Annotated in this window: 19 protein-coding genes; 8 read left to right on the forward strand and 11 right to left on the reverse strand. The window is 44.1% G+C overall.

Annotation, left to right across the window (positions count from 1 at the left end; all coding sequences use genetic code 11):
- Positions 1-397 precede the first annotated feature (397 nt).
- Positions 398-2173: a sodium:solute symporter family protein gene (locus G6R11_RS13435; RefSeq protein ID WP_163133584.1), complete on the reverse strand. Its 1776-nt coding sequence runs from the start codon at positions 2171-2173 to the stop codon at positions 398-400.
- 475 nt (positions 2174-2648) lie between these two features.
- On the opposite strand from G6R11_RS13435, the gene G6R11_RS21935 reads away from it, so the two are divergent.
- The 3 genes from G6R11_RS21935 to G6R11_RS13450 all read left to right on the forward strand — a co-directional run bounded on the left by G6R11_RS21935 (position 2649) and on the right by G6R11_RS13450 (position 6763).
- Entirely contained in the window at positions 2649-3368 is a 720-nt protein-coding gene (locus G6R11_RS21935; RefSeq protein ID WP_163133585.1) for a FadR/GntR family transcriptional regulator, read from the forward strand.
- A gap of 536 nt (positions 3369-3904) precedes the next feature.
- Positions 3905-5725, forward strand: a complete 1821-nt coding sequence (locus G6R11_RS13445) for a polysaccharide lyase family 7 protein (RefSeq protein WP_163133586.1) — start codon at positions 3905-3907, stop codon at positions 5723-5725.
- Between the two features lie 267 nt (positions 5726-5992).
- Positions 5993-6763: an SDR family NAD(P)-dependent oxidoreductase gene (locus G6R11_RS13450; RefSeq protein ID WP_163133587.1), complete on the forward strand. Its 771-nt coding sequence runs from the start codon at positions 5993-5995 to the stop codon at positions 6761-6763.
- 168 nt (positions 6764-6931) lie between these two features.
- On the opposite strand, the gene G6R11_RS13455 is transcribed toward G6R11_RS13450, so the two are convergent.
- The 4 genes from G6R11_RS13455 to imuA are packed head-to-tail and all read right to left on the reverse strand — an operon-like array spanning position 6932 to position 12700.
- Positions 6932-7567, reverse strand: coding sequence for a CDP-alcohol phosphatidyltransferase family protein (locus tag G6R11_RS13455; RefSeq protein ID WP_163133588.1), 636 nt, complete (start codon positions 7565-7567; stop codon positions 6932-6934).
- 37 nt (positions 7568-7604) lie between these two features.
- Positions 7605-10664 carry an error-prone DNA polymerase gene (locus G6R11_RS13460; protein WP_163133589.1) on the reverse strand — a complete coding sequence of 1020 codons (3060 nt, stop codon included), beginning with the start codon at positions 10662-10664 and terminating at the stop codon, positions 7605-7607.
- Positions 10664-12046 (reverse strand): DNA polymerase Y family protein, encoded by a 1383-nt coding sequence (locus G6R11_RS13465; RefSeq protein WP_163133590.1) that lies wholly within the window; start codon positions 12044-12046, stop codon positions 10664-10666. The genes G6R11_RS13460 and G6R11_RS13465 overlap by 1 nt, the downstream gene beginning before the upstream one ends.
- Before the next feature lie 27 nt (positions 12047-12073).
- Positions 12074-12700, reverse strand: a complete 627-nt coding sequence (gene imuA / locus G6R11_RS13470) for a translesion DNA synthesis-associated protein ImuA (protein WP_163133591.1) — start codon at positions 12698-12700, stop codon at positions 12074-12076.
- 220 nt (positions 12701-12920) lie between these two features.
- On the opposite strand from imuA, the gene fbp reads away from it, so the two are divergent.
- A complete protein-coding gene (gene fbp, locus G6R11_RS13475; RefSeq protein ID WP_163133592.1) occupies positions 12921-13937 on the forward strand; it encodes a class 1 fructose-bisphosphatase in 1017 nt (338 codons plus the stop codon).
- Here fbp and G6R11_RS13480 read toward each other — a convergent pair.
- Positions 13934-14746 (reverse strand): DUF1853 family protein, encoded by an 813-nt coding sequence (locus tag G6R11_RS13480; protein ID WP_163133593.1) that lies wholly within the window; start codon positions 14744-14746, stop codon positions 13934-13936. The two genes, fbp and G6R11_RS13480, sit on opposite strands and share 4 nt — an antisense overlap.
- A 136-nt stretch (positions 14747-14882) precedes the next feature.
- On the opposite strand from G6R11_RS13480, the gene G6R11_RS13485 reads away from it, so the two are divergent.
- From G6R11_RS13485 to G6R11_RS13495, 3 genes are all read left to right on the forward strand, one after another.
- Positions 14883-15086: a DUF2517 family protein gene (locus tag G6R11_RS13485; RefSeq protein WP_163133594.1), complete on the forward strand. Its 204-nt coding sequence runs from the start codon at positions 14883-14885 to the stop codon at positions 15084-15086.
- Between the two features lie 67 nt (positions 15087-15153).
- Positions 15154-15906, forward strand: a complete 753-nt coding sequence (locus tag G6R11_RS13490) for a Nif3-like dinuclear metal center hexameric protein (protein WP_163133595.1) — start codon at positions 15154-15156, stop codon at positions 15904-15906.
- Between the two features lie 71 nt (positions 15907-15977).
- Positions 15978-16169, forward strand: a complete 192-nt coding sequence (locus tag G6R11_RS13495) for a bacterioferritin-associated ferredoxin (protein ID WP_163133596.1) — start codon at positions 15978-15980, stop codon at positions 16167-16169.
- Positions 16170-16180: 11 nt separating this feature from the next.
- Here the strand turns inward: G6R11_RS13495 and G6R11_RS13500 are convergent, their stop codons facing one another.
- From G6R11_RS13500 to cdd, 3 genes are read right to left on the reverse strand one after another with little or no spacing between them, the layout of a single operon-like run.
- Positions 16181-17530, reverse strand: coding sequence for a hypothetical protein (locus tag G6R11_RS13500; RefSeq protein WP_163133597.1), 1350 nt, complete (start codon positions 17528-17530; stop codon positions 16181-16183).
- A 2-nt stretch (positions 17531-17532) separates the two neighbouring features.
- A complete protein-coding gene (gene purT, locus G6R11_RS13505; RefSeq protein WP_163133598.1) occupies positions 17533-18708 on the reverse strand; it encodes a formate-dependent phosphoribosylglycinamide formyltransferase in 1176 nt (391 codons plus the stop codon).
- Between the two features lie 10 nt (positions 18709-18718).
- Entirely contained in the window at positions 18719-19564 is an 846-nt protein-coding gene (cdd, locus tag G6R11_RS13510) for a cytidine deaminase (protein WP_163133599.1), read from the reverse strand.
- 159 nt (positions 19565-19723) lie between these two features.
- On the opposite strand from cdd, the gene G6R11_RS13515 reads away from it, so the two are divergent.
- Positions 19724-21454 (forward strand): glycoside hydrolase family 36 protein, encoded by a 1731-nt coding sequence (locus G6R11_RS13515; RefSeq protein ID WP_163133600.1) that lies wholly within the window; start codon positions 19724-19726, stop codon positions 21452-21454.
- Between the two features lie 14 nt (positions 21455-21468).
- On the opposite strand, the gene G6R11_RS13520 is transcribed toward G6R11_RS13515, so the two are convergent.
- Together G6R11_RS13520 and sbcB are read right to left on the reverse strand one after the other, a co-directional pair.
- Positions 21469-22011 (reverse strand): hypothetical protein, encoded by a 543-nt coding sequence (locus G6R11_RS13520; protein WP_163133601.1) that lies wholly within the window; start codon positions 22009-22011, stop codon positions 21469-21471.
- A gap of 76 nt (positions 22012-22087) precedes the next feature.
- Positions 22088-23500 carry an exodeoxyribonuclease I gene (sbcB, locus tag G6R11_RS13525; protein ID WP_163133602.1) on the reverse strand — a complete coding sequence of 471 codons (1413 nt, stop codon included), beginning with the start codon at positions 23498-23500 and terminating at the stop codon, positions 22088-22090.
- Positions 23501-23673 lie beyond the last annotated feature (173 nt).

Genomic DNA, 23673 nt, shown 5'->3' on the forward strand with positions numbered 1-23673 from the left:
CTTTTTGCTTCGTTTTTCTTTGCTCGTCAAAGCTTAATGACGTCGCCGCAGGCGAAAGCCTTTACTCTATAGCGAACACATAAAGGGGCAACAATGAGTTAAGTGACTAAGCATTTAAACTAAAAAAATGCTCAGACTATATTGTAATGTTTAACTTTTATTGTCCGTCGGAAACAGCGTTAGCAGGCAGCCGACTATTTAGTGATGCATAAAGATATTGCTTGCAGATAAAAAGCTAAGCACTTAGTGCTTAGCTTTTTTGTTTATCTACCTGAAAGGGAAGGGCTTAAAGCCTGTTGATTTTGTTGGGGGCTAAAAGCAAAAAGGCAGTGTTTAGGCCAACACCCTAAACACTGCAAAAGAAGGAATGGTCAGTTCCTTGTTGCTACAGGTCTAACTATGACTCGGTTTCTGCTGCTTGGTTTAGCGGTGGCTTTTTATTGCTGGTGTTTGCTTTTATTAGCAATACACCAACGGCGAGGATAATCGCACCACAAAGAATAAACACTAAACGGTCACCCAGGCTGTTTGGTAATACTACTAACAACATTACAAAGGCACCTGCTGCGGCAATAAGTTTACCTAGCATGCTGCGTTGTTTGTTATCTAACACTTCTTGCTCAGCTGATTCGTTAACAAGTGGCGTGTGTAAGTTGTTGAAGAACTTATCCACGTCTTTTGAACGCTCTTCACTTAAGCCTTTGTAGAACAGTTGAGACATTACAAAGAAGCCGCCAGTTAAAGTAATGTGACCAATTAGGGCGATTGCTACTTTAAGATCTTTCCACTCACGGTTAGTAAGTTCTTGTTCTAAGCCGAAGAAGTCTTGAATATGTTGTGGGCCAATAACAAAACCAACAACGTAAGAAACACAAGCTCCTACTAATAGGGTTCCCCAGCCAGCCCAGTCAGGCGTTTTCTTAATAAAGAAGCCTAAGAAAGCAGGAATAGTCATTGGGAAGCCAAGCATGGCACCAGCAAACATCATGGCGTCAAATAAACTCAATCCTTTCAGGGAGTTAATGAACAGAGCAAAGAGAATAATCAGAACACCAAATACCGTAGAGGTGATTTTAGATACTGCTACTAGTTCTTTTTCTGACGCTTCAGGGCGTAATACCGGTTCATAGAAGTTTTTAACAAAGATACCAGAGTTACGGTTTAGGCCTGAATCCATAGAGCTCATGGTAGCGGCAAACATAGCGGCAATTAGTAGACCTACCATACCAGCAGGCATGTATAGCTCAACGAAGGCTAAGTAAGCTGCGTCGGCAGCTTTACTGCCCATTTCTGGGTGCATAGCGGCTAAGTCAACGCCTTGGCCTGCTAAGAACCATGGTGGGATAAACCAAATTACTGGACCTAAGGTCATTAAACAACACGCTAACAATGCGGCTTTTTTGGCATTTTTTGAATCTTTAGCGGCAAGGTAGCGGTATGAGTTAAGCATGTTATTGGTAATGCTGAACTGCTTAACAAAGATGAAGAATGCCCAAATTGTTAAGATGCTTACGTAGTTAAGATTGTCACCAATGACGAAGTCACGAGGGAATTCATCTAAAATATTGCCAACACCACCTGAGTGGATGATAGCAACAATACAACAGGTTACGGTTACGGCCATAATCACAACCATCTGCATAAAGTCAGATGCGATTACCGCCCAAGAGCCACCTGTTACAGACATAATGAGTACCACTAAACCCGTAAGAACAATGGTCCAGGTCATGTCGAAACCAAAAATACCGGAAGCGATAATGGCCAAACCATTTAGCCAAATACCCGCTGATACCACACTGTTAGGCATACCCGACCAAGTAAACACTTGCTCGTTGTATTTACCAAAACGCATGCGAATAGCCTGAATAACCGTAACTACACGTAGTTGGCGGAATTTAGGTGCGAAGTAGGCGTAGTTCATAAAGTAACCAAAGGCATTGGCTACAAAGATAATCGCAACGGCTAGGCCGTCGGTATAGGCTTTACCAGCAGCACCGGTGAAGGTCCAAGCACTAAACTGGGTCATAAAGGCGGTTGCACCTACCATCCACCAGAGCATTTTACCGCCCCCACGAAAGTAGTCGCTGGTATTATTGGTAAATGTTCTAAACATCCAGCCAATGGCGATCAAAAAGCAAAAGTAAATGAGTACAATCAGGACGTTTAAATCCATTTCTGTTATTCCTCTTCCATAGTAGATGCATTTACCTTAACAAGCACTATGGCATTATTGTATTACATATAGGGTTAACTGCGATTCTGATCTCACTTTTTTATTTAATCAAGTTGAAAACGTTATCTAGATCCCATCAAAAAGGTCTCATTGATAGATGTAATTTTTAGTGTAGCGGCATTTGAGAAATATAATGTAACAAAATGACATTTTTTAGGCTGCCAATTGGCTCACAATTTGTAATACATTTTCTGTGTGAAAATCAATCAACTGTCGGTGATTGGCGACAGTTTTTAGCTGTTTTTAAGTGAAGGTGTATTGAAAAAAGTACAGCAATATCAAAACACTATGGCGATTCGCCTAGAGTAATTTTTTAAATCTGTTAACGTAGGCAAACATTAGTCGCGCAGCATCGAAAATGCTGCACTAAATTAATATGAATGGATGATTTCATAGGATAGTAAAAAGGACACCTATGGCTAACGAATTTGCAATGATTGAAGGCGCTTCGCGTAGTTTACATTTACAAGTAGCAAGGGAGATTGCCAAAAGTATTTTGTCTGGCGCACTTCCTCAAGACAGTATTATTCCTTCTGAGATGGAATTGTGTGAACAATTTGGCGTAAGTAGAACCGCTTTACGTGAAGCGATTAAGCACCTTAGCTCTAAAGGCTTACTAGAATCTCGGCCTAAAATTGGCACAAGGGTTAAAAGTCGCGAACACTGGAATATGTTAGATTCTCAACTACTAAGTTGGATGTCTGGTGTAGGTGAGACCAGTGATACCCTGACCGAGTTTTTAGCCTTGCGTCGCGCCATAGAGCCAGAAGCCGCAGCGTTAGCCGCTATTAACGCCAGCGCGGAACAGCGCATGAGATTATCAGAGTATTATCAACGTATGGTTGAGATCGCTAAGAGTGAAGACCAAAGCGATTGGGTAGAAACTGATTTACAGTTTCACCGTACAGTATACTTAGCGACTGGAAACAGTTTTTACATTCCTTTTGCTAATGTATTGCAGGTAATGTTCATTGGGTTCTTCCAGCATTCCTCTAAAGAGGGTGGAACTTGCATGTCGGAGCATACTGCCATCTACCAAGCAATTATGGCTGGTGACCCCGACAAGGCCCGAGAAGCTAACTTGGCATTGCTTAATAACAGCAACCACCGTTTGCCAGAAGAAAATGTAGCTTAGAAAATATAATTGCGTAAAAAAAACCTCACAGCGTGAGGTTTTTTTGTGCCTGCTTACAAATTTAATGTATGACAAAATAACTCTGGTTTGATTAGAAAGTAGAGTTAAAAACCTAATTAAAATTACGCGAATCTCCTTCGACACTAGCCAGCACTGTGACAACATATTTGGGTAGTGACTCTTCAATCTAGACTTCATCTTTGGCTATTTTTGTTATCTCGCGACTTTTTAGCAGTAAATCTTTGAATTTATGAAATTTTTGGTGTCTTGGTCATATTTTAAACAGTGAGTCACTTCAAAATTTTATTAACAAAGAAAGGCTTAAATTGAAACTGTGATCCACTTAAAGGTGGTATTGTATGATTTATTGTTAATGTTTTATTTAGCATTTTTGATGCCGCGGTTAATAGGAATATTCGCAGTTGCTTGTTAGCGTTTGGCCTATTTGAGCAAAGGATGTGTAGCTCGCCAACCCAGAATACTGGTTGTTGGCCTGAACGGACTACCCATTAGGGTAAACTAAATAGGATGTAACAATGAGATTAACGCGTAATCGCATTTCTGTGGCAATAGGCGCCATTGCTTTGCTCCACTCACCAACACTTTTAGCCGAAAGTGTCTCTATCACTAATCCAAGCTTTGAAAGTTCTAGCCAGTTTGAAGGTTGGGTCGATGTTGATCCGTCTTCTTTGTCGGGCGTTGCTTATGATGGCACGAAAGCGGTAAAAATTAGTGGCAGTGGCGGCTCAGTAGAGCAAACGGTGAATTTGCAAGCCGATACCACCTATACCTTAAGTGCGTTTATTAAAGGGGCTGGCACTATTGGCTTGCGCATTGGCGGGCAAGTATATAGCCAGAAGGTGAGTGGAAACAGTGATTGGGCTGAGTTAACAGTAAGTGCGAATAGTGGCTCCCAAACCCAAGCAACAGTGTTTGCAGAGTACAATGGTGCGGAGGGGCGCTTTGATAGTTTTACCATGAATAGCAGTGCAAGCACTCCCAGTGCGCCTCCTGCAGAAACTGGAAGTTGTGATTCGCCTACTCAGTTAACCATTGCTTCTGCTAAGGATGATGGTACTCATGATGGACATGGGCCCGAAAATGCTATCGATAATAATCTAACAACAGAGTCGCGATGGTCTTCTCAAGGTATTGGTAAGCAAATAGTGTTTGATCTGCAAGCCAATGCAACTGTCACTAGCTTAGATGTGATTTGGTTAAAAGGTGACCAGCGTTCTAGCTATTTTGATGTAGCAACGTCTAGTGATAATACTTCTTGGACACCAGTGCTTAGCGGTGCGGGTTCTAGTGGCGCGCAAAGTGCTTACGAAAGTTATGAGTTAACAGAAAGCCAAGCTAGGTATATTCGCATTACTGGACAGGGGAACTCGGCAAACAATTGGAACAGTATTATTGAAGCAAAAGCCTTTGGTTGCAGTGATGGTAGTGCCCCTGTTGATCCGGTAGACCCGGTTGATCCAGTTGTTCCAGTGGAGCCAAGTGATCCTAATTTGAACCCTTCTCTTGCTCCTTCGGGTAATTTTGATTTACTGGACTGGACGCTAAGCGTGCCAGTGGATGAAGATAGTGATGGCAAAGCTGACACAGTAAAAGAGCAGGCTTTGTCTAGCGGTTATACCAGTAACGAGTTTTTCTATACAGCAAGTGATGGCGGTATGGTGTTTAAAGCGCCAATTTCCGGTGCTAAGACCTCTTCAAGTACCAGTTACACTCGTTCTGAGTTGCGAGAAATGTTACGTCGTGGCAACACCAGTTATAGCACCAAAGGTGTGGGCAAAAACAACTGGGTATTCTCTAGTGCACCATCCTCAGCACAAGATCAAGCGGGTGGGGTAAATGGAGTATTAGATGCAAACTTAGCGGTGAACCATGTCACCACCAGCGGTGATAGTGGGCAAGTTGGTCGTGTGATTGTGGGTCAGATCCATGCTAATGATGATGAGCCGGTTCGTCTTTATTACCGTAAGCTGCCGAATAATCAATTAGGTTCTATTTATATTGCACATGAGCCTCGCTCCGGCAGTGAGAAATATTATGAAATGATTGGTAGCCGCTCAAATAGTGCCTCAAACCCTTCTGATGGTATTGCCTTAGATGAGCGGTTCTCTTACCAAATTAAGGTAGTGGCTAATACTCTAACGGTAACTATCTCTCGTCCTGATAAAGCCGATGTTGTACAAACAGTGGATATGAGCAATAGCGGTTACGACGACTCTAGCCAATACATGTACTTTAAAGCAGGGGTGTATAACCAGAATAAGAGTGGTGACGGAGACGATTACGTTCAAGCAACATTCTATTCCTTAAGCAATACTCATGATGGCTACAACTACTAATAGTAAATAGTTGTAGATAACGGCAGCTTAGGCTGCCGTTTTTTTAATTCCCTAGTGTTGTTTTGAGATCCCTTTCCCTCAGCCCCTTTGTTTTTGCTCGGCTTGCTAAGTGCCCAGCTAGTCGAAACACCTTATCTTTAATGCTCTGCATTTACTTAGGTAATTTACCTAGCGTTCCAGTGTGTAACTCTATTACTTCGGCCAACTTAGGTAACTTGTCGTTATTCAAGGCGGCATAGAGCTGCACAAACGATGAGAGGTGAAGAGATGAATCAACTATTTAATTTAGACGGTAAAGTGGCGGTAATTACCGGCGGCACTTCTGGTATTGGTGCAGCAGCAGCTGAACGTATGGCAAAAGCCGGCGCAACAGTGGTAATTGCGGGACGAAAAAATGCGATTGAGTTTGCCGAGCGCATTGGCGGTATTTTTGTAAAAACCGATGTATCAGACGAAAATTCGGTTCGCAACCTTATGGCCGTAGCCAACGACCTATGCGGAAAAATCGACATTGTAGTCAACTGCGCTGGCGTTAATCGCGGTTACAACACTTTGCTTGAATCTGAAAAAGAAGATTTTGATTTCAATTTCAATGTGAACACCATGGGTGTGGTTTATGGCATTAAACATGCCACGCAGTATATGACCCAAGGCGGTAGCATAGTGAATGTTGCCTCTGCCGCGGGTGTACAGGGCGTGCCTTACTTAGCGCCTTATGTAAGCTCTAAATGGGCGGTATTGGGGATTACTAAAACCGCAGCGTTAGAGTTAGGTGAGCAAAATATTCGAGTGAATGCCATTTGTCCCACCTCGGTGGATACACCAATGGCACGCGCTGAAGGTGGTGAGCCTCAATTGCGTATGGAGCATAAAGCTGTGCCACTTGGTCGCATTGCCGAGCCCGAAGAAGTGGCTGCGATAATTCACTTTTTAGCCGCACCAGATTGTGCTTTTGTAAACGGGCAAACCATTGGTGTTGATGGCGGCTTTACTGCGGGTATGAGTATTAATGCTTACAACAGCTTAGCTGCAGAGTAGTTATTTGGCCGAGCTGCGCTGAGCTAAGGCTTTGCGCAGTGATTCGAGCTACTAAGTTACATAAACCACTAAGTGTTTGGTGAGCAATAATTTCTGCCTTTTATTGTTTTGATTGCTTAGTTTGGCTTCTTGCCACCGGTAATACAGTGTATTACCGGTTTTTTTAGTTTATGCGGAGGTATTGGTGGGCGCTTTGTCATCTGCAAATGTGGCCTTGGCGGCCAGTATTCGAGTGACGGTTGTTACACTGCATAAGGCGGCAAAGATAAGTGCCAACATAGCGAAGTGCTGCGGAAACAAACAGAACAGTACAAAGGTGGCGATGGTTTCGGTGCCTTCGGTCAAACCACCTAAGTAATACAAAGACTTATGTGGGTAAACCGTATTATCAATGTTGCGTTTAGCGGCCATTATCGCAAAGGTGAGAAAACTTGAACCGGTGCCCATAAAGGTCCAAATAAGTACGTTTGCCGCTACCGCGTTTTGTTCAGGCGAGGCAAGGGCAAAACCTAGAACAATGCCAGAGTAAAAAATAAAATCGCAGACTATATCGAGGTAGCCACCAAAATCACTACATCCCTGTCTTCGAGCTAGTGCGCCATCTAAGCCATCAAAAGTCCGATTGAGCAAAATAAGCGCCAGGGCAACTTGGTATTGCTGAAAAGCGAGAAAAGGAATGGCACTTAAGCCAATGAAAAATCCGATGAGAGTAACTTGGTTGGCACTTAAGCCCGCATTGTCGAGCTGTTTAGCACTGTAATCTAATGGCGCTTTTATTACTTTTATGGCGTAACGGTCTAGCATTGTTGTCCTATTTACTTACTGTTATCTATCGCATTGCTTAACGAAAATCTCGCGAACGTACCGATAAATCGGCGAGTAACCACGAACAGTCTTCTAGCTTCCCTGCAATAATATGTATTACTTCATCGCAGCGCTCTAATCGTCCGTGAACCTTAAGAAGGTGAGACGAAATAAGGGCTTGGCGCTGCGCTTTAGCCGTTGCCGACCAGACTATCACATTGCTGTTGCCGGTTTCATCTTCTAAGGTAACGAAGGTGACATCGGCCGAAGAACCAGGTCGTTGCCGACCAACCACTAAACCTGCCACCTTTACTAACTGACCGTGTTTGCATTGATGCAATTGCGCCTGCGAGTAACAATTTTTTAGTGCTTGGTGTTCGCGCAGTAAATGCAAAGGGTGACGGCGTAAACTGACTCGCGTAGCAAGGTAGTCTTGGCGAATATCTTCAACCTCGCTAGGCGCACTTAAGTTAACCGCTGCTTCTTCTGGCATATCAAACAGAGGTAAGGGGGCTTCGGTGCCACTCATCTGCCAGCGAGTTTGGTGGCGATGCCCAGCTAAGCAAGCAAAAGCATCGGCAGTGGCCAGTGATTCTAAGCTGGTTTTATCGAGCTGTTGGGTGAGCTCGCTTAGTTGGCTAAAACCCTGCTTGGGGCGATTAGCTAGCAAGCGAGTAAATTTTTGTTTGCTTAATCCTTTTACTTGCTTTAAACCCAGCCTAATCGCGCCTTTAGGATCTTGGCTGTAGTCAAGGCTATGTTCCCAATTGCTTTGGTTAATGTCGATAGGAAGAATATTCACCCCATGGCGCTGTATGTCTTGAATAAGCTGGCTGGGGCTGTAAAAGCCCATTGGCTGGCTATTGAGCAGGGCGCAGCAAAATGCCGCTGGCTCATGACATTTAAGCCAAGAGGAAATGTACACTAACAAGGCAAAACTGGCCGAGTGAGACTCGGGAAAGCCGTACTCGCCAAAACCTTGAATTTGCGAGAATAAGCGCTCGGCGAATTCGCTGGGATAACCTCGTTGTAGCATGCCGTTAATCAGTTTATCGCGAAAATACGCCAGTTTACCGTTGCGCTTCCAGGTGGCCATCGCGCGGCGCAGTTGATCGGCTTCTCCGCCGCTAAAACCCGCTGCTACCATGGCAAGCTTAATCACTTGTTCTTGAAAAATCGGAACACCTAGAGTGCGCGCGAGCACTGCTTCTACTTCTGGACTAGGGTAATCGACGGGCTCTTCGCCATTACGCCGGCGTAAGTATGGGTGCACCATATCGCCTTGAATTGGCCCTGGGCGCACAATCGCCACCTCTATCACCAAGTCATAGTAGTTGCGCGGTTTTAGTCGCGGTAACATGCTCATTTGTGCGCGTGACTCAACCTGAAAAATACCTACGCTGTCACCTTGGCATAACATGTCATAAGTAGCGCTATCATCCTGTGGAATATCGCTAAGGCTTATAGTGCGTTGTTCTCGTTGGCTTAAGCTGCTTAAGCAGCGGCGAATGGCACTTAACATGCCCAAGGCTAGTACATCCACTTTCATTAAATGCAGTGCTTCTAAATCATCTTTATCCCACTGAATGATGGTGCGATCGGCCATGGCGGCATTTTCTATTGGCACTAAGTCACAGAGCTTGTCTTGAGCAATCACAAAGCCACCGACATGTTGCGATAAGTGACGGGGAAAGCCACGTAGCTGCTCAACTAATTGGGCAAAGCTATAAGCTTTGGCTTCTGGCAGTAAACCGGCTTGAACAATTTTTTGGCTGGTTGAGCTGCTGCCATCACGCCAATCAACATTGTGGTTAAGACCATGCAGAATATGCGCGGGAATGGCTAAGGCTTTACCTATTTCGTTAATGGCACTTCGGGTGCGATAGGTAACAATACTAGCGGCTAAGGCTGCCCGATCACGTCCGTATTTTTGATAGATATATTGAATTACTTCTTCGCGGCGCTGGTGTTCAAAATCAACATCAATATCTGGCGGCTCATTGCGTTCTTTAGAGATGAAACGCTCAAACAACAAGCCCACTTGAGTGGGGTTTACCTCGGTAATATTTAAGCAATAACACACCACAGAGTTAGCCGCCGAGCCGCGGCCTTGGCAAAGAATATTTTGCTGGCGGGCGTAAGCCACAATATCGTAAATAGTAAGAAAATAGTGCTCGTAGTTAAGTTCGCTAATTAGCCTTAACTCGTGTTCTATTTGCTGGCGCAAGGTGGGCGTGAAGTGTTCACCAAAGCGCTGTTGTATGCCTGTGTCAACTAATTCCCGTAGGTATTGCTGAGCAGTGTAACCAGTCGGCACATTGTCTTTGGGATATTGATAGCGGATCTCGTTAAGGCTAAAACTGCATTGGGCTGCAAGCTCACAGCTAAGGGCGAGTTCCTGACTCAAATAACGTTGTTGTAAATGTGGCCACTGCAATAGCCGGCGCTCGGCATTGCTACTTAATAAAAAACCCGCTTGTTGCACCGTACTATGTTGGCGAATAGCATCAAGAATGTCGGCCAGTCTTTTTCTATTGGCTAAATGCATACGTGGATTAATTGCTGCTACGCAGGCTATATCCTGTTGTTTAGCCAATTGCCGATAGGTATTTAATACCTTAGCGGGTTGGGATAAATCGTTGTGCAGTAGTAGATAGAAAGGCTGAGAAAGTTGCTTCTGTAACTGCTGTAGCTGTTCGGTGGTTAAACTAGGGTTTGCTTTAAGCAAGACTAAACATTGATCAAGCTGCTGATCGAACTGCTCTAGTTTTACTTTATAGCTGCCTTTTTTAGTGTGTTTTCTAGCTTTTGTAATAAAGCGGCACAGCTGCTGATAGCCTCTGAGGTTTTTAGCTAACAGCACTATTTGGCATTGTTCTTCGGTGGTGAATTGGCTGCCCACAATCAGTTTAATGGCTAATGACTCGGCCGTTTGATGGGCACGTACTACACCGCTTAATGAGCATTCGTCGGTAATCGCAATGGCCTGATAGCCATAACGCTGCGCTTGCTCTACCAATTCTTCTGGATGAGAAGCGCCGTATAGAAAGCTAAAGTTGCTTTGAGCATTAAGTTCAGCAAAGGGAGTGTTGTTCATTAGGCAAACCAGCCGTGTAAGTACCACTGACGATTCTCTTGGCATACCCACGCCAAACCCTGATCAGGGCTTTGTGCCATGTAGTAATCGCGATTAACGCTTTGTTCATCCCACCAACCGCTGGCAATGCGCTCTGGCTCAGAGAGTAGGGTGTAATGCTGAATATTAATTGGCTTTAATTGCGGCAGCAGCCAACAGGGGCGAGCAAATTGCTTAGGGTAGCTAAGCGCTTCGTGTTGCGATAAAGGCCGGTATTGGCTGGCATATTCGGGTCGAAAATCTGCTTGGCAGCTTAAGCGGCTAATAGCATGTTCGCCTAAACGTACGCTTAGTTGATCAAATAATAAATTGTCGCAAGCCGATTGCTGTGGCTCGAAGAGACCGGAGACTTCATGGCCAAGCGGATACAGGGCCTGGCAATCTAAACTAAATTCAATCACCGCTGCACTCAAACGAATCGATTCTAGCTTTAAACGAAATAAGGCCAGCCAATCGTGACTGGTTTGTAATAAGCGGGCACTTTTTACGGTGATGATCTCACAGGGTTTATTGCGAAAATTTAGGGTAAGCACCAAGATATTGCTGCAAAACTGACGTTGCCTAAGCCATTGCTGTAGGTGCTGACAAGCCTGTTTTAGTGAAAACATTAAACCTTGAATGGTGTGAGTTTCAGCCAACAGTGGAAAAGCTTGTTGATAGCGTGCTTGGGGTTTAATAAAAGTAAGTGGGGTACTTTGTTGCCCATTAGCCTGGTCAAGTAAATGTAAGCTGTCTTCTCCCAAGCGCTTGCGCAGCTCTGGCCGGGGTAGCTTACTAAGCTGTTTAAGAGTGTATAAGCCCATAGCTTGCAGGCTAGTGACCAAAGAGGAAGGGAGATCGCTGGCACTAAGCGGTAAATCGGCGAGAAACTTAATGCCAGAATTTACTTGTTTAATATCTTGAGAGCGGGCTAACCAGCGCGCGGCCATAGCACTGGGGGCGTGAGCAATGCGAAAGCTTAGCTGCTGGTGTTGGTAGTGTGTTACTAGCTTGGTGATATGTTGTTCTGGCTTGGGGTAAATATTACGCATACCGGCACCGCTAATATACAAGCCTTTATCTGGATGCACTGCAACTTGTGCCGAGTAGTACAAAGCTTGCTGGGCTAAAGCGTCAAAGTAAGCATCACAAGATAAATCACTTTGTTGATACAAACAGAGTTGTGGTGCCAATTGGTAAGCGGTATTAAGCGAGCAACCTAAGTAAACCCCTAAGTGATGCGCCACTTGGTTAAGTTGGATGATTTGCTTGTTGTGATGAATCGCTAAAGCTTGTTGGCTTGGGTGCTCGCGTTGCAATAAATCCAACGCGAGCTGAGGGAAATCAAGGTAAATCCAATACATGTTGTACTTGTGTAAAAAGCATCGGCGTTAATTAAGCCGTGGAATGTGTTGCTCATACAGTGGAGCTCCACCACGGCGCTTTAGCAGATGGTAGTTAATTTGGTCTGGTGACTTACTCGGGTGTAAGGCCATTCGTACACTGGCGCTAGAGCTTTGCTGTTGCTGTTGTAGCGGTCTAAACAGGTAACTTAAGCAATCGCCTTGTTCGGAGGCTAATTGCAAACGGCGACTTGCTTTTAAATCTAAGCCATTTAACCAGCCTAATACTGCGCTACAAGAACCACTTTTAAGCGCTTGCTCAATGGTCCACAGTGCATCACTACATTGCTCAGGCCTAATCACGATCACCTTACTAATGTTTACGCCATGTTGCTGTAATGCCGGAGCATTGGGCATAAAAGGCGGAGCTACCCAAATAATCCAACGCGATTGTTGGCTAAGTTTAGCCAGAGCGGGCAACAACAATTGCAGCTCACCAATACCATGCTGTTCGTAAAGCACTTCGGTGATCCCACCTTGAGGCCAACCATGGTTAGGTAGTTGTTGGTCGAGTTGTTCAAAGCCACTTGCATGAACGTCAAGATGACTATGTTGCCATTGGCTGCCTTGCCATACCTTGTTGCTTTGTAGCAGTTGTTCAATTTGTTGTGCCATTGTTCGCTCCATGCTCTAAGTCAATGTCGATGTTTAACTGTGTATTTATACAGTGTATGTATATACAGTATTACCTGTTCAATAATTTTGCAAATGTTTTTTTACTTTATATGTATGACAATTAGTCTGAAGCGCTAGTAATTTTTCGTAAATACTTGCAAAATAACATTGAGAACTGAAAAGGTTTTCATAGGAAGCGTGCTAATAAATAGGGATTAAAATGATAACTCTTGGTGAATACATAATAGAAAAACAACACCAGTTTCCCGACGCCACAGGGGAGCTTACTCAGCTATTAGGGGCTATTCGTTTAGCCGCTAAAGTGGTTAACCGTGAGATCAACAAAGCAGGGCTAGTTGATATTATTGGTGCTACTGGCGTAGAAAACGTACAAGGTGAGGTACAACAAAAGCTAGATTTGTATGCGAACGAAAAATTTAAAGCCGCGCTTGAAGCACGCGGTGAGGTGTGTGGCGTAGCCTCGGAAGAAGAAGATGAGTTTGTGAGTTTTGACAGTTCTCGCTCTATCGACAGTAAATATGTGGTGTTAATGGACCCTTTAGATGGTTCATCAAACATTGATGTGAATGTGTCGGTGGGAACCATTTTCTCCATTTATAAACGTATTAGTCCTTGTGGTACCCCTGTGGTATTAGAAGACTTTTTGCAGCCTGGTTATCGCCAAGTGGCAGCAGGATACGTGGTATATGGATCGTCAACCATGTTGGTGTATACCACGGGTCATGGCGTACATGGTTTTACCTGTGATCCATCGTTAGGGGTGTTTTATCTCTCGCATGAGAATATGACGATTCCTGATGACGGGGTAATTTATTCGATTAACGAAGGTAATTACCTTAAGTTTCCAACTGGGGTGAAGAAGTACTTAAAGTACTGCCAAGAAATTGAGCCGGAAACTAATCGACCTTATACCTCTCGTTATATTGGCTCGTTGGTATCAGATTTCCACCGGAACCTGCTTAAAGGCGGTATCTATATTTACCCTTCAACCGCCTCTGCACCTGAAGGTAAGTTGCGTTTGCTGTATGAATGTAACCCTATGGCCTTTTTGATTGAACAGGCTGGCGGTAAAGCGAGTGATGGCTTTACTCGTATTATGGATATTGAACCAGAAGAGCTGCATCAGCGGATCCCCTTCTTCTGTGGCAGTACCCATATGGTAGAAACCGTGGAAGGCATGATGCGCGAGTACTCCTCAAACGAGCGCAATGACTAAGGCTTAGTCACTTTGTTTGCCCTGACGAGCCAGTCGTCAGGGCAAACAAATATCCGCTGTTCGGGCTGCTTAACTTGCTGCGGTAAATACAACTGTAGGGGGCCTCTTGCTAAATCTAGTAACTTATCCGCCTTTTCCAGGGTGTGTCCTTTAGGATTTATCCACTGTTGTTTGGTGAGCGCAAACCAGCCGTGAGTTTGCATATTTTGCCATTGTTGTAGCGTATACCAATGACAATGTTGGGGAGTAGAGTGGCTGATACTACCTAGTTGAAACAAATACCCCGGCAGCAAAATCCGTTGTTTAAATGAATAGCCTGGGTAGTCTTTGGCCAAGGTTTGTATTTGCGGGTGGCAGCCTAAAGGGATTTGCTTAAGCAACAGTTTGCTGAGTTTGTTGCTGAGCCGATCTTGCTGGTTGGGGCCAAGGTAGTCATAGCTGCTGGGTTTGGCATTGCGGGCCAAGTAAAACTTTATTGCCAGTTCCCAATGCTCTAACTGTTGCTGTTGATGGTTTACTAACAAAAAGTCGATAGCACCTTGGGTTCGGCCATCTTGTTGTACGGCAACGTTGTCTGCCAGCAATTGCCAGTTTGGATGGGCCTTAATTAAGGCGCGCCATAATTGTTCAAAATACAAACCTAGCCGTGAATGCGCTGGTGAATCTGGAATTTGACTAAGTTGAGAATGAAGCGCTGTATACCAAGATTGTTGCCAGGCTTGGTTAACCGCAAAGGGCAGGGCATGGGGCAATAAGGCTGGAGCATTTAGGCACCAGTTTAAATCATTCTCCCAAGCTTGCTTACTCACAAATGTTATCCTTTTGTTATTAATTTACACTTATTTAAAGGTTTTGCTTTTTATTTCGACTATTTTACCGGTTTTTGTAGTTTTATTACTAAATGTTGGCTAATATTTAGTGGTCTAACCAGTTGAGGTGTTCGAAATGAGTAAGCAATTTTCTACCAGCATTATCATCGTTCGTCGTATCGCACTATTTTTAGTAGGTTTGGTTTCTTTCCCATTTGTTGCCCTTGCCGGTTTAAGAGCGCCTTTTTATAGCGCATTACACCGTCAGTGGATTAAGCGTAATGACCGTCCAAGTTGGATGCAGCAAGCTGACAAAATCAATCAGTTTGTTTTGTACTAATCTATAAGGCTTGTTTAAAGTTGGGTCTGCTACTTACAATGTGACAAACCATTGTGAGTTAATGTAAATGAAAAATACCCGATTAGAAAATATATTAAACCAGCACTTAGAAAGCTTTAAATTTAAAGACTACTGTCCCAATGGCCTGCAAGTAGAAGGTCGCTCTGAAGTTAAGCGAATTGTTACTGGCGTTACTGCTTGCCAAGCATTAATTGACCAAGCCATTGAGCACAAAGCCGACGCTATTGTGGTACATCACGGTTTCTTTTGGAAAAACGAAGCCGCAGTGGTTACCGGTATGAAGCGTCGTCGCCTGCAAGCCTTGTTAAACCACGATATTAACCTTTATGGTTACCACTTACCCTTAGATGTCCATCCAGAGCTTGGGAATAATGCACAGCTGGCTAAGCGCTTGGGCATTACTTTAAAGCGTGGGCTAGAAGCGTGGGATCCGCGCAGCGTAGCAATGGTAGGTAAGTTAGCAGAGCCTATTTCAGGTGAAGAGTTTGCGCAACGTATAGAACAAGTATTACAGCGCAAACCTTTGCACATCGCCAATGGGCACAATATTCAAAAAGTGGGCATTTGCACCGGCGGTGGACAATCCTACCTTGGGTTAGCCGCTGAGCAAGGCTTAGATGCATTTATTAGTGGCGAAATCTCTGAAAACACCGTACACACCGCGCGTGAGATGGGCATTGATTATTTTGCTGCTGGTCATCATGCGACCGAACGTTACGGCGCACAGGCGCTAGGCGAGTGGTTAGCAGAAACCCACGACCTAGACGTTACCTTTATCGATGTAGATAATCCGGTATAAGCTGAAAAAGATATTGCGAATGATAATGGTTCGCAATATAATTGCTTTATTGTGATTGATGAGGTGAAGCAATGTTTGTATGTTTATGCCACGGCATTACTGATAAGCAAATTAAAGAAGCAGTGCAGCAAGGCTGTGAAAACCTAGCCGATGTACGTAAAAAGAATGGTGTTGCTTCTGAGTGTGGGAAATGTGCCAGAATGGCTAAAACCATCATTAATAAAGAATTGTCTATCACACCTAAGTACTACGAAGTAGCCTAGCCTTAGGCTACTTAATCCGCTTCATCGCGGTGAATCAGTAAATCAAAACCTTTATCCCGCCAATACTGAATCAGCTCAGGTTGCACGCCTAATATTGCTAACGACACCTGCTTCTCAATACAACGTTGTTTTATGGTTTGCCAATTTCCTCGGTTATCGTTATTCACATTGAGCAAGATCCACATATCTAAAGAAATCACTAGCACATCAATTAAGTCTAGCACTGTGGGATTATTGATCAGTTGCGCCACTAAGTTGGGTTGCCAAGCCAACTGCACATGTTGTTGCTTAATTCGAACTAAGCTAGTGAGATTTTCCATTGGCAATTCAGGGCTAAATACCAACATCGTTTCTGAGTAATGCTCGGCTATTTGCGTTAGCGCTATGCTGCGTTGACTTAGCTCTTGTTTAAAGTGGTGCCAATACACTGCATTAACTGGGGCATTAAAATGCTCATCTTGTTCAATGTGTGTTGGCCAATCCCAGTAGCCAACCAAGCTATTGTCTGTAGTTGCATGAATTAGATATTGGCTGTGTTTGGTGGCATCACCGAGTTGATTAAGCTTGTGGCGGTATAAGCGGAAAAACTGACGGCTTAAGTAGCCTATCTGGGTTTTGAATTGCCCAACGGTGATAGAGGTATATAGGTTTAGACCGTAATGTTTCGCCAGCAGAATGATGCTGTTTCTCAGTGTAGATTGCTCTTGAAAAACCAAAATTAAGCCGGGGCGGTGCAAGATAGCAGCAAGACGTTCAATGGTATCAATAATATGAGGGTCATCATCGTAGACGGCCAGCATCACTAAGTTAGCTTGTTGCAGCTGCTGATTAATATCTTGTTGTTGCGGGTACCAATGTTCACAAAAGCTAAAGCCATACTCCTGCATGTGTTGCTGGAATGGCTCAGCAGGTCGAGGGTTATATAGGTAAACAAACTTACTGTTGGCCCACTGCTGATATTGTTGGTTAATGCTGTCGCCCCAATGGGCAAACTGTTCATCTAACTCTTGCTGACTATAACAATAGATAAAGTCGGGGAGGTCAAAAGACATGGCGGGCATTTCACCCACCAAAAATACCGAAATTTGTGATTGTTCTTCTAGTAAATCAGCTAACAGCGCTAGCTGCTGGCAATTGAGCTTGGCACAGTTTAAAACAATCGCGTCAAACTCATTGGATTGCTGCAGTTGCAATTGTAACTCGTCAACTTGTTGGGCGGTAACATGCTCAATAGGAGAAGGGCTATGGCTTGGTGTTTGCTGAAACCACAATACCCGCAGCAATTTAGAAGTAGTAGGGGCCGCACTGGGCGCTAATAATAGCGCCAGTTCTTCGTCATTTAGCGAAAACGACCCAGGCATTGCTAGTAAGTTACCTTAACCTTTGAAGCCACTTGTTTAGCATTGCTAACGGCTTGCTCAATGGACTCGCTGCGATTTAAGGCTACCCCTAAACGACGTTGTCCATTAATGTCTGGTTTTGAGAATAAACGCAGTTGGCTATCGGTAGCGTCTAGCGCTTCGGCTAAGCCGCTAAAGCGAATGTCGGTTGATTGTCCATCACCCATGATCACGGCAGAGGCACTTGCGCCAAATTGATGGATTTGTTTGATGGGCAAACCAAGAATAGCTTTAGCGTGTAAAGCAAACTCTGATTGATCTTGTGAAATCAAGGTGACCATACCAGTATCGTGAGGGCGTGGAGACACTTCACTAAAGTAAACTTCGTCGCCTTTAATAAATAGCTCTACACCAAATAAACCGTAGCCACCTAGCTCGCTAACGATTTTCTTAGCGATGTCTTGTGACTTAGCTAAAGCCAGCTCTGACATGGCCTGTGGTTGCCAAGACTCACGATAATCACCATCTTCTTGTCTGTGACCAATCGGTGCGCAAAAATGAATGCCATCGATGGCGCTAACGGTAAGCAAGGTGATCTCGTAATCAAAATCAACAAAACCTTCAACAATAATGCGCCCAGCACCAGTGCGTCCGCCTTCTTGTGAGTAGTCCCACGCAGCGGTGACCTGATCGCTATTGCGCAGTGTTGATTGCCCTTTGCCCGATGAACTCATCACCGGCTTAAGTACACAAGGCAAACCGACATTTGCTACGGCTTGTTGGCACTCTTCTAAACTATCAGCAAACTGATAAGCAGAGGTTGGCAGACCAAGTGTTTCAGCAGCTAAGCGGCGAATACCTTCGCGGTTCATGGTGAGTTGGGTCGCGCGAGCGGTAGGTGTAACTGCAAAGCCTTGTTGCTCTAGCTCAACTAAGGTATCGGTGGCAATGGCTTCAATTTCAGGAACAATATGCTGGGGTTTTTCTTTAAGAATTAAGGCTTTTAAGGCCTCTCCATCAAGCATATCTATAACATAACTGCGATGCGCTACATGCATCGCTGGAGCGTTCGGGTAGCGGTCTACCGCAATAATTTCAACCCCATAACGTTGTAATTCAATGGCAACTTCTTTGCCAAGTTCGCCTGCTCCTAGCAATAACACTTTAGTTCCAGAAACGCTTAGCGCAGTTCCTAACATTTAAATACTCCTAAGTTGAAGGATAGTAATGATGGACCATTGGTTTTTGAGAATGTTCCGCGAAATTTTGTAATTCTTGCTTAAAGCTGAATCGATTGTCTTTATGTTCCCATAATTCGAAGCGATCAACATTGTTTAAGCTCAGGTGATTTAGCGTTAATTGAGATAATAAAGTGAGAAGTGGCGAGAGAGAAGGGTTAAAAGCAACGTTTTCTAGATAACAGCTCCAGGCGATGACTTTGTCACCTTGATAGGCAAACATTGCGCTTTGCACTTGGGTATAAGGTGCGTAACTGGCTTTGGCAAAGTCAGGCGCTTGGCTAGCAGCATTGAGTTCGAGTTTAGCTAAAGGTGTTTTTACACCGAGATCGTTGGGTCCAAAAGATTGCGGCAACAATTGAGGAAAGTCGTAGCTTTGCTGGTTAAAGCGTACTTTTAGCTGATTTGCGTTGGCTAGCTCATTAATAAATTGGCGGCAGTAACCACAAGGCGCCGCATTGATCACCAAATCTGTTAGCTCGTCTGCCTGATGACTAAGCGCGTTGAATATGGCACTTTGCTCGGCATGTAAACTACCGGAAAGCGGGCCGTACTCTAATTCATAGTTGGCGCCTAAAAACAGCTGTTGCTGTTTATCAATGGCGATAGCACCCACCTTAAAGTCTGACTTAGGCGCGAAAGAAAAACTGGCAGCTAATGGCAGCATACGCTCTGCGAGTTCAATGGTAGTGCAATTTAAGTTGTTACATAGTGCTTTGGTTTGTTGGCTGTTAAGCATATTGGGGATTTGCTTGCTGGCTAACACAGTTTGTAGGGCAGTAATTAGCGGTAGGTCTGCTTGGGTATTTTCTGACATTTCATCCTTCCCTTAATTTTGTCGAACCTAGCAACAAATGTTGATTACTTTGCTAAGACTTCGATTATAATCCGCCTAATTGTTGTTTAGTTAAAATATATCTTTGTTTTAGCGGTTTCTGCATAGCCTGTAATTTATTGTAACTAAAGGTGTTGATAAGTGTTTTCTAAACTTGATTCTGTTCTTCAATTGGTTCGACAGTGGCAACTAAGCTCGCCACAAAACCAAGGTTTGTATACGCCACAATGGAGTGGGGCGGAATGTGTAGTTAGGGTAGATAATTTGTCTGCTCATAGTATCAGCTTAGGACAGATTGATTTGTTCGACGGCCAGCTTCCTAAAGACGCTAAATTTCACGGTGAAGGCTTTCAGATGTTAGCGCAGAATTACGGCTCTGCAGATAATATTACTGCTATTGGCCGCTGCCCGGATGCCGGAGAATATCGGCTCAGCGAAGATGCCGATCACTTCACTGCGTATAATCAACTACTTATAGAAAGTGAAGGGCATTACACCTTACTCGGCTTTAGTTCTTGCCACCGTTTTAGTGGCTATTTTAAGGTCTATCCAAGTGGTCGCTTAGTGATTGGTATAGACAGCGATACCTTGGCTATTCCTGCTCGCCATTATCTGAATAGCGAAAGTCTATTTGTAGCGTGTGGCGAAAGCCGAGAAGCAGTACTAGAACAATTTTCCGAGGCGATTGAGCAACATCATGCTAGGCTTAGTTGGCCCAGTAAACCAAATGGTTGGTGCTCGTGGTATCACTATTATGCCGATGTAACTGCCGATGATATTGAAGAGAATCTTCAGCAGCTTATTAGCCCCCATGACCATCTAGATTATTTACTGATTGACGATGGCTACCAAGAGTTTATGGGCGATTGGCTATATCCGTCTGAGCGCTTTAGCGGTGGCGTAGAAGGTTTATGTAAACGCATTAGAGAGCAGGGCAAAGAACCCGCCATTTGGGTTGCTCCATTTATCGCTCAAGCAGAGTCTCGCTTGTTTCAACAACATCCTGATTGGTTTGTGAAAGGTCAAAATGGACAGCCTTTAGCGGCTGAAGAAGTCACTTATGGAGGGTGGCGTTGCACGCCTTGGTATGTACTGGATACTACCCAAGAGCAAGTAAACCAGTATCTACATCATGTGTTTAGCCACATGTATCACCACTGGGGAGTGAAGTACTTTAAGCTCGACGCCATTTACTGGGGAACCCTAGCTAAAGGCTATCGAGCCGATCCAAATAAAACCCGTATCGAAGCCTATCGAATGGGCATGGAAACCATCAATAAGGCCTGTAATGGGGATGCTTATATACTCGGATGTAATGCCCCAATGTGGCCATCATTAGGTTTAGTTCATGGGATGCGTATTGCTGACGATGTTGAACGAAATATTGGCCGATTCAAACAAATTGCCAAAGAAACCTTTTTCCGTAACTGGCAAGACATGCGTTTGTGGCATAACGATCCAGACTGCGTCACCTTGAACAACATTGAAAATCAACACACTAGCGAGGCTGCCTATAATTGGCACCGCGTGAGCTTATTAGCCAGTAGTGGTTTGGTGTTTTCTGGTGATCGCTTAATTGAGCTTGATGCTACCCAAGCTGAAGTACTTAATGCGCTACAGAAAAACCGAGCCGATGCCGCTCGTTTTGCTGATTTTAGTTTACAGCATGCCAAGCAATATCAGGATGATCACTTAGTCCGCCAATACTGGTTTAATTGGGACGAGCACAATAGTCTGGAGATAAGGCTAAACCTAGACGCGCAGTGGCAAGTATTATGGGCCGATAGTCAGTTTACTAGTGAATCTACAAAGAATGGCTTAACTATCTGTTTAGCGCCAAATAGCGCAGTGGTATTTGAAAAGAAAGCTTAGTGATAGCAGTGGGTTTAGTATTTAAATTCTAAGCCCACTGAAAAGTTACTGTCGCCATAACCTGGGATGTCATGGCTGGAAATAATGGTACGCATCGACATGCTCTCATTGAGCGGCGCTACAAATCCTAAGCCCACCGCAATATCGGATTTATCAACCAAGTAAGACATTTGGCGCTGGCCAAGGCTATGGTAAATAGAGTCTTTATGTAGCTGGTTATACACCGAGTATTTTGGATCGTAGATGTGGCTAAACAACTCTACTCTAAAGCTGTTAAAGGGAGTTTGTACTACCGGTACGGCGACCATGTCGTAAAGTGCTGAATCGGAAAAGTAGCTGTTAGTTAAGGTAGGTGAGAAGTCAGTTTCTTGATAGGTTTTTTCGAAAATTTCGCCCAGCACGGCGAATTGTTCGGCACTGAGCCTTAACAGTGAAGAGGGACGGAGGTTTTGCAACTCGTAGGTGGCGTTACATTTGGGCGCAAAACACAATGTCATCGCCACAGCAAAGCTTGCTGCAGTCGCAATCGACAATTTGATGTGTTGGCACATTTCCATTTGTATTACTTTACCTTCCCTAAACACCGTTGATTATAACTTAGGCAGCCAAATAAAATAGTCTTTTGTTCACGTTTTAAAGGTTTTCTATGTAGTTATAGAGACTTTTTAGTATATTTGTTTTATTAGTATCATTTTGATACTCACTCATCAGCATTTCTAACTCTGGAATTACCTGAGAAACTTGCTCGGTAATTGAGGCTTGGCGATGTGCTTGCCATTGCTGCAATTCACTTTCATTTAAACATTCTGGATAGTTTCTCGCCTTGTAACGCAAAATTAATTGGTTAAGCCTTGGGTCAGCAAACTGAAACTGTTGTTTGCTAATCAAGTTAGGATCGCTAGAGCGCAAAACTTGCATCAGGTTTTTATCCGCATTTCCAATAAAACCATTGTACAAAGCCGTATCGGGGTTGCCGTCGTGGTCAAACTCACGCTCAATGGCAAATACTTGCGATAACTTTTGTTCAACTTCAGCTTTGTTTTTTGCTAGTAAGTCTAAACTTTTACGGCATTGAACTCGGTCTAAGCAGAGTTCTTCGGCTCGTTCTGGCGTAAGGGTGCTGGCCGGCGCAAGCACCGGGCACTTATTGCTGTGAATAAGCTTCACAGGAATAGGAAATTCGTCGGCGGCTAATTCACTACGCGCAGTATAGAGGCGCTGATGGATTTGCTCAGCACTAAGTGACAATAAAACACTGGCGTCTTTATTAAGATCTACCACTATCATGGCGTTTTTGTTGATTGGATGCCAAGCAATAGGCAATACCCAAGAGGCACAGCCTTGCGCTGCGCCAAACATTCCCGAGATATGTACCAAAGGTTTGTTGTTGAGTAGGTCAAATTGTTGAGCAACCGATTTTTTGTTTCGAAGATTAAGTAAATAATTAAAAAGCTTAGGTTGCTTATCTTTAATTAACTTAGCCATAGCGATGGTGGCATATACATCTGATACCGCGTCATGCGCATTGGCGTGCCTTAAGCCGTTGGCTGCGGTAAGCAATTCAAGCCTAAAGCTGACTAAGCCATCGTCATTGGTGGGCCATTCAATACCCTCTGGCCTTAGCGCGTAACAAGCGCGAACCATGTCGATTAAATCCCAACGAGAGTTACCATTCTTCCATTCACGCTCATAAGGGTCGAGAAAGTTACGGTATAAGGTATAGCGAGTAACTTCATCATCAAAACGGATGCTGTTATAGCCAACACCACAGGTACCGGCTTGGCTAAATTCATTATTGATTCGTTCAATGAAGTCACTTTCAATAAGGCCCTTTTTCATGGCCAGTTGCGGGGTAATTCCTGTTACCAAACAAGCTTGCGGGTGAGGCACATAATCATTAGGCGGCTGACAAAACAGCTCAATGGGTTTTCCTATTGGGTTTAAGTCCCAATCGGTACGTATTGCAGCAAACTGACAAGGGCGGTCTCGCCCAGGGTGTACGCCAAATGTTTCGTAATCATGAAATAAAAAAGTGTTGTCGCTCATCGCAATAATTAGTCTTATTTTTCGCTTGTTCGTTATCCTGCCTAACAATACCACATAATGGCTGAATTTCTTGGTAGCTGAAGGCTTAAACGTTTAGTTTACAGCCAGTTGTTATTGCTAGCCGATGCTATTACCTTAGTTGTGTAGTGGCGAATAAACCAATAGTGCTTCTC

The sequence above is a fragment of the Agarivorans sp. Alg241-V36 genome (genome assembly GCF_900537085.1).
In the GTDB taxonomy this organism is placed as follows: domain Bacteria; phylum Pseudomonadota; class Gammaproteobacteria; order Enterobacterales; family Celerinatantimonadaceae; genus Agarivorans.

Excerpts from the sequence above, each read along its gene's own strand:
- G6R11_RS13435 (WP_163133584.1), bottom strand. The coding sequence starts at position 2,173 with ATGGATTTAAACGTCCTGATTGTACTCATTTACTTTTGCTTTTTGATC.
- G6R11_RS13495 (WP_163133596.1), top strand. The coding sequence starts at position 15,978 with ATGTTTGTATGTTTATGCCACGGCATTACTGATAAGCAAATTAAAGAA.
- imuA (WP_163133591.1), bottom strand. The coding sequence starts at position 12,700 with ATGGCACAACAAATTGAACAACTGCTACAAAGCAACAAGGTATGGCAA.
- G6R11_RS13450 (WP_163133587.1), top strand. The coding sequence starts at position 5,993 with ATGAATCAACTATTTAATTTAGACGGTAAAGTGGCGGTAATTACCGGC.
- G6R11_RS13500 (WP_163133597.1), bottom strand. The coding sequence starts at position 17,530 with ATGCCTGGGTCGTTTTCGCTAAATGACGAAGAACTGGCGCTATTATTA.
- G6R11_RS13460 (WP_163133589.1), bottom strand. The coding sequence starts at position 10,664 with ATGAACAACACTCCCTTTGCTGAACTTAATGCTCAAAGCAACTTTAGC.
- G6R11_RS13490 (WP_163133595.1), top strand. The coding sequence starts at position 15,154 with ATGAAAAATACCCGATTAGAAAATATATTAAACCAGCACTTAGAAAGC.
- G6R11_RS13465 (WP_163133590.1), bottom strand. The coding sequence starts at position 12,046 with ATGTATTGGATTTACCTTGATTTCCCTCAGCTCGCGTTGGATTTATTG.
- purT (WP_163133598.1), bottom strand. The coding sequence starts at position 18,708 with ATGTTAGGAACTGCGCTAAGCGTTTCTGGAACTAAAGTGTTATTGCTA.
- G6R11_RS21935 (WP_163133585.1), top strand. The coding sequence starts at position 2,649 with ATGGCTAACGAATTTGCAATGATTGAAGGCGCTTCGCGTAGTTTACAT.
- cdd (WP_163133599.1), bottom strand. The coding sequence starts at position 19,564 with ATGTCAGAAAATACCCAAGCAGACCTACCGCTAATTACTGCCCTACAA.
- fbp (WP_163133592.1), top strand. The coding sequence starts at position 12,921 with ATGATAACTCTTGGTGAATACATAATAGAAAAACAACACCAGTTTCCC.
- G6R11_RS13520 (WP_163133601.1), bottom strand. The coding sequence starts at position 22,011 with ATGGAAATGTGCCAACACATCAAATTGTCGATTGCGACTGCAGCAAGC.
- G6R11_RS13455 (WP_163133588.1), bottom strand. The coding sequence starts at position 7,567 with ATGCTAGACCGTTACGCCATAAAAGTAATAAAAGCGCCATTAGATTAC.
- G6R11_RS13445 (WP_163133586.1), top strand. The coding sequence starts at position 3,905 with ATGAGATTAACGCGTAATCGCATTTCTGTGGCAATAGGCGCCATTGCT.
- G6R11_RS13485 (WP_163133594.1), top strand. The coding sequence starts at position 14,883 with ATGAGTAAGCAATTTTCTACCAGCATTATCATCGTTCGTCGTATCGCA.
- sbcB (WP_163133602.1), bottom strand. The coding sequence starts at position 23,500 with ATGAGCGACAACACTTTTTTATTTCATGATTACGAAACATTTGGCGTA.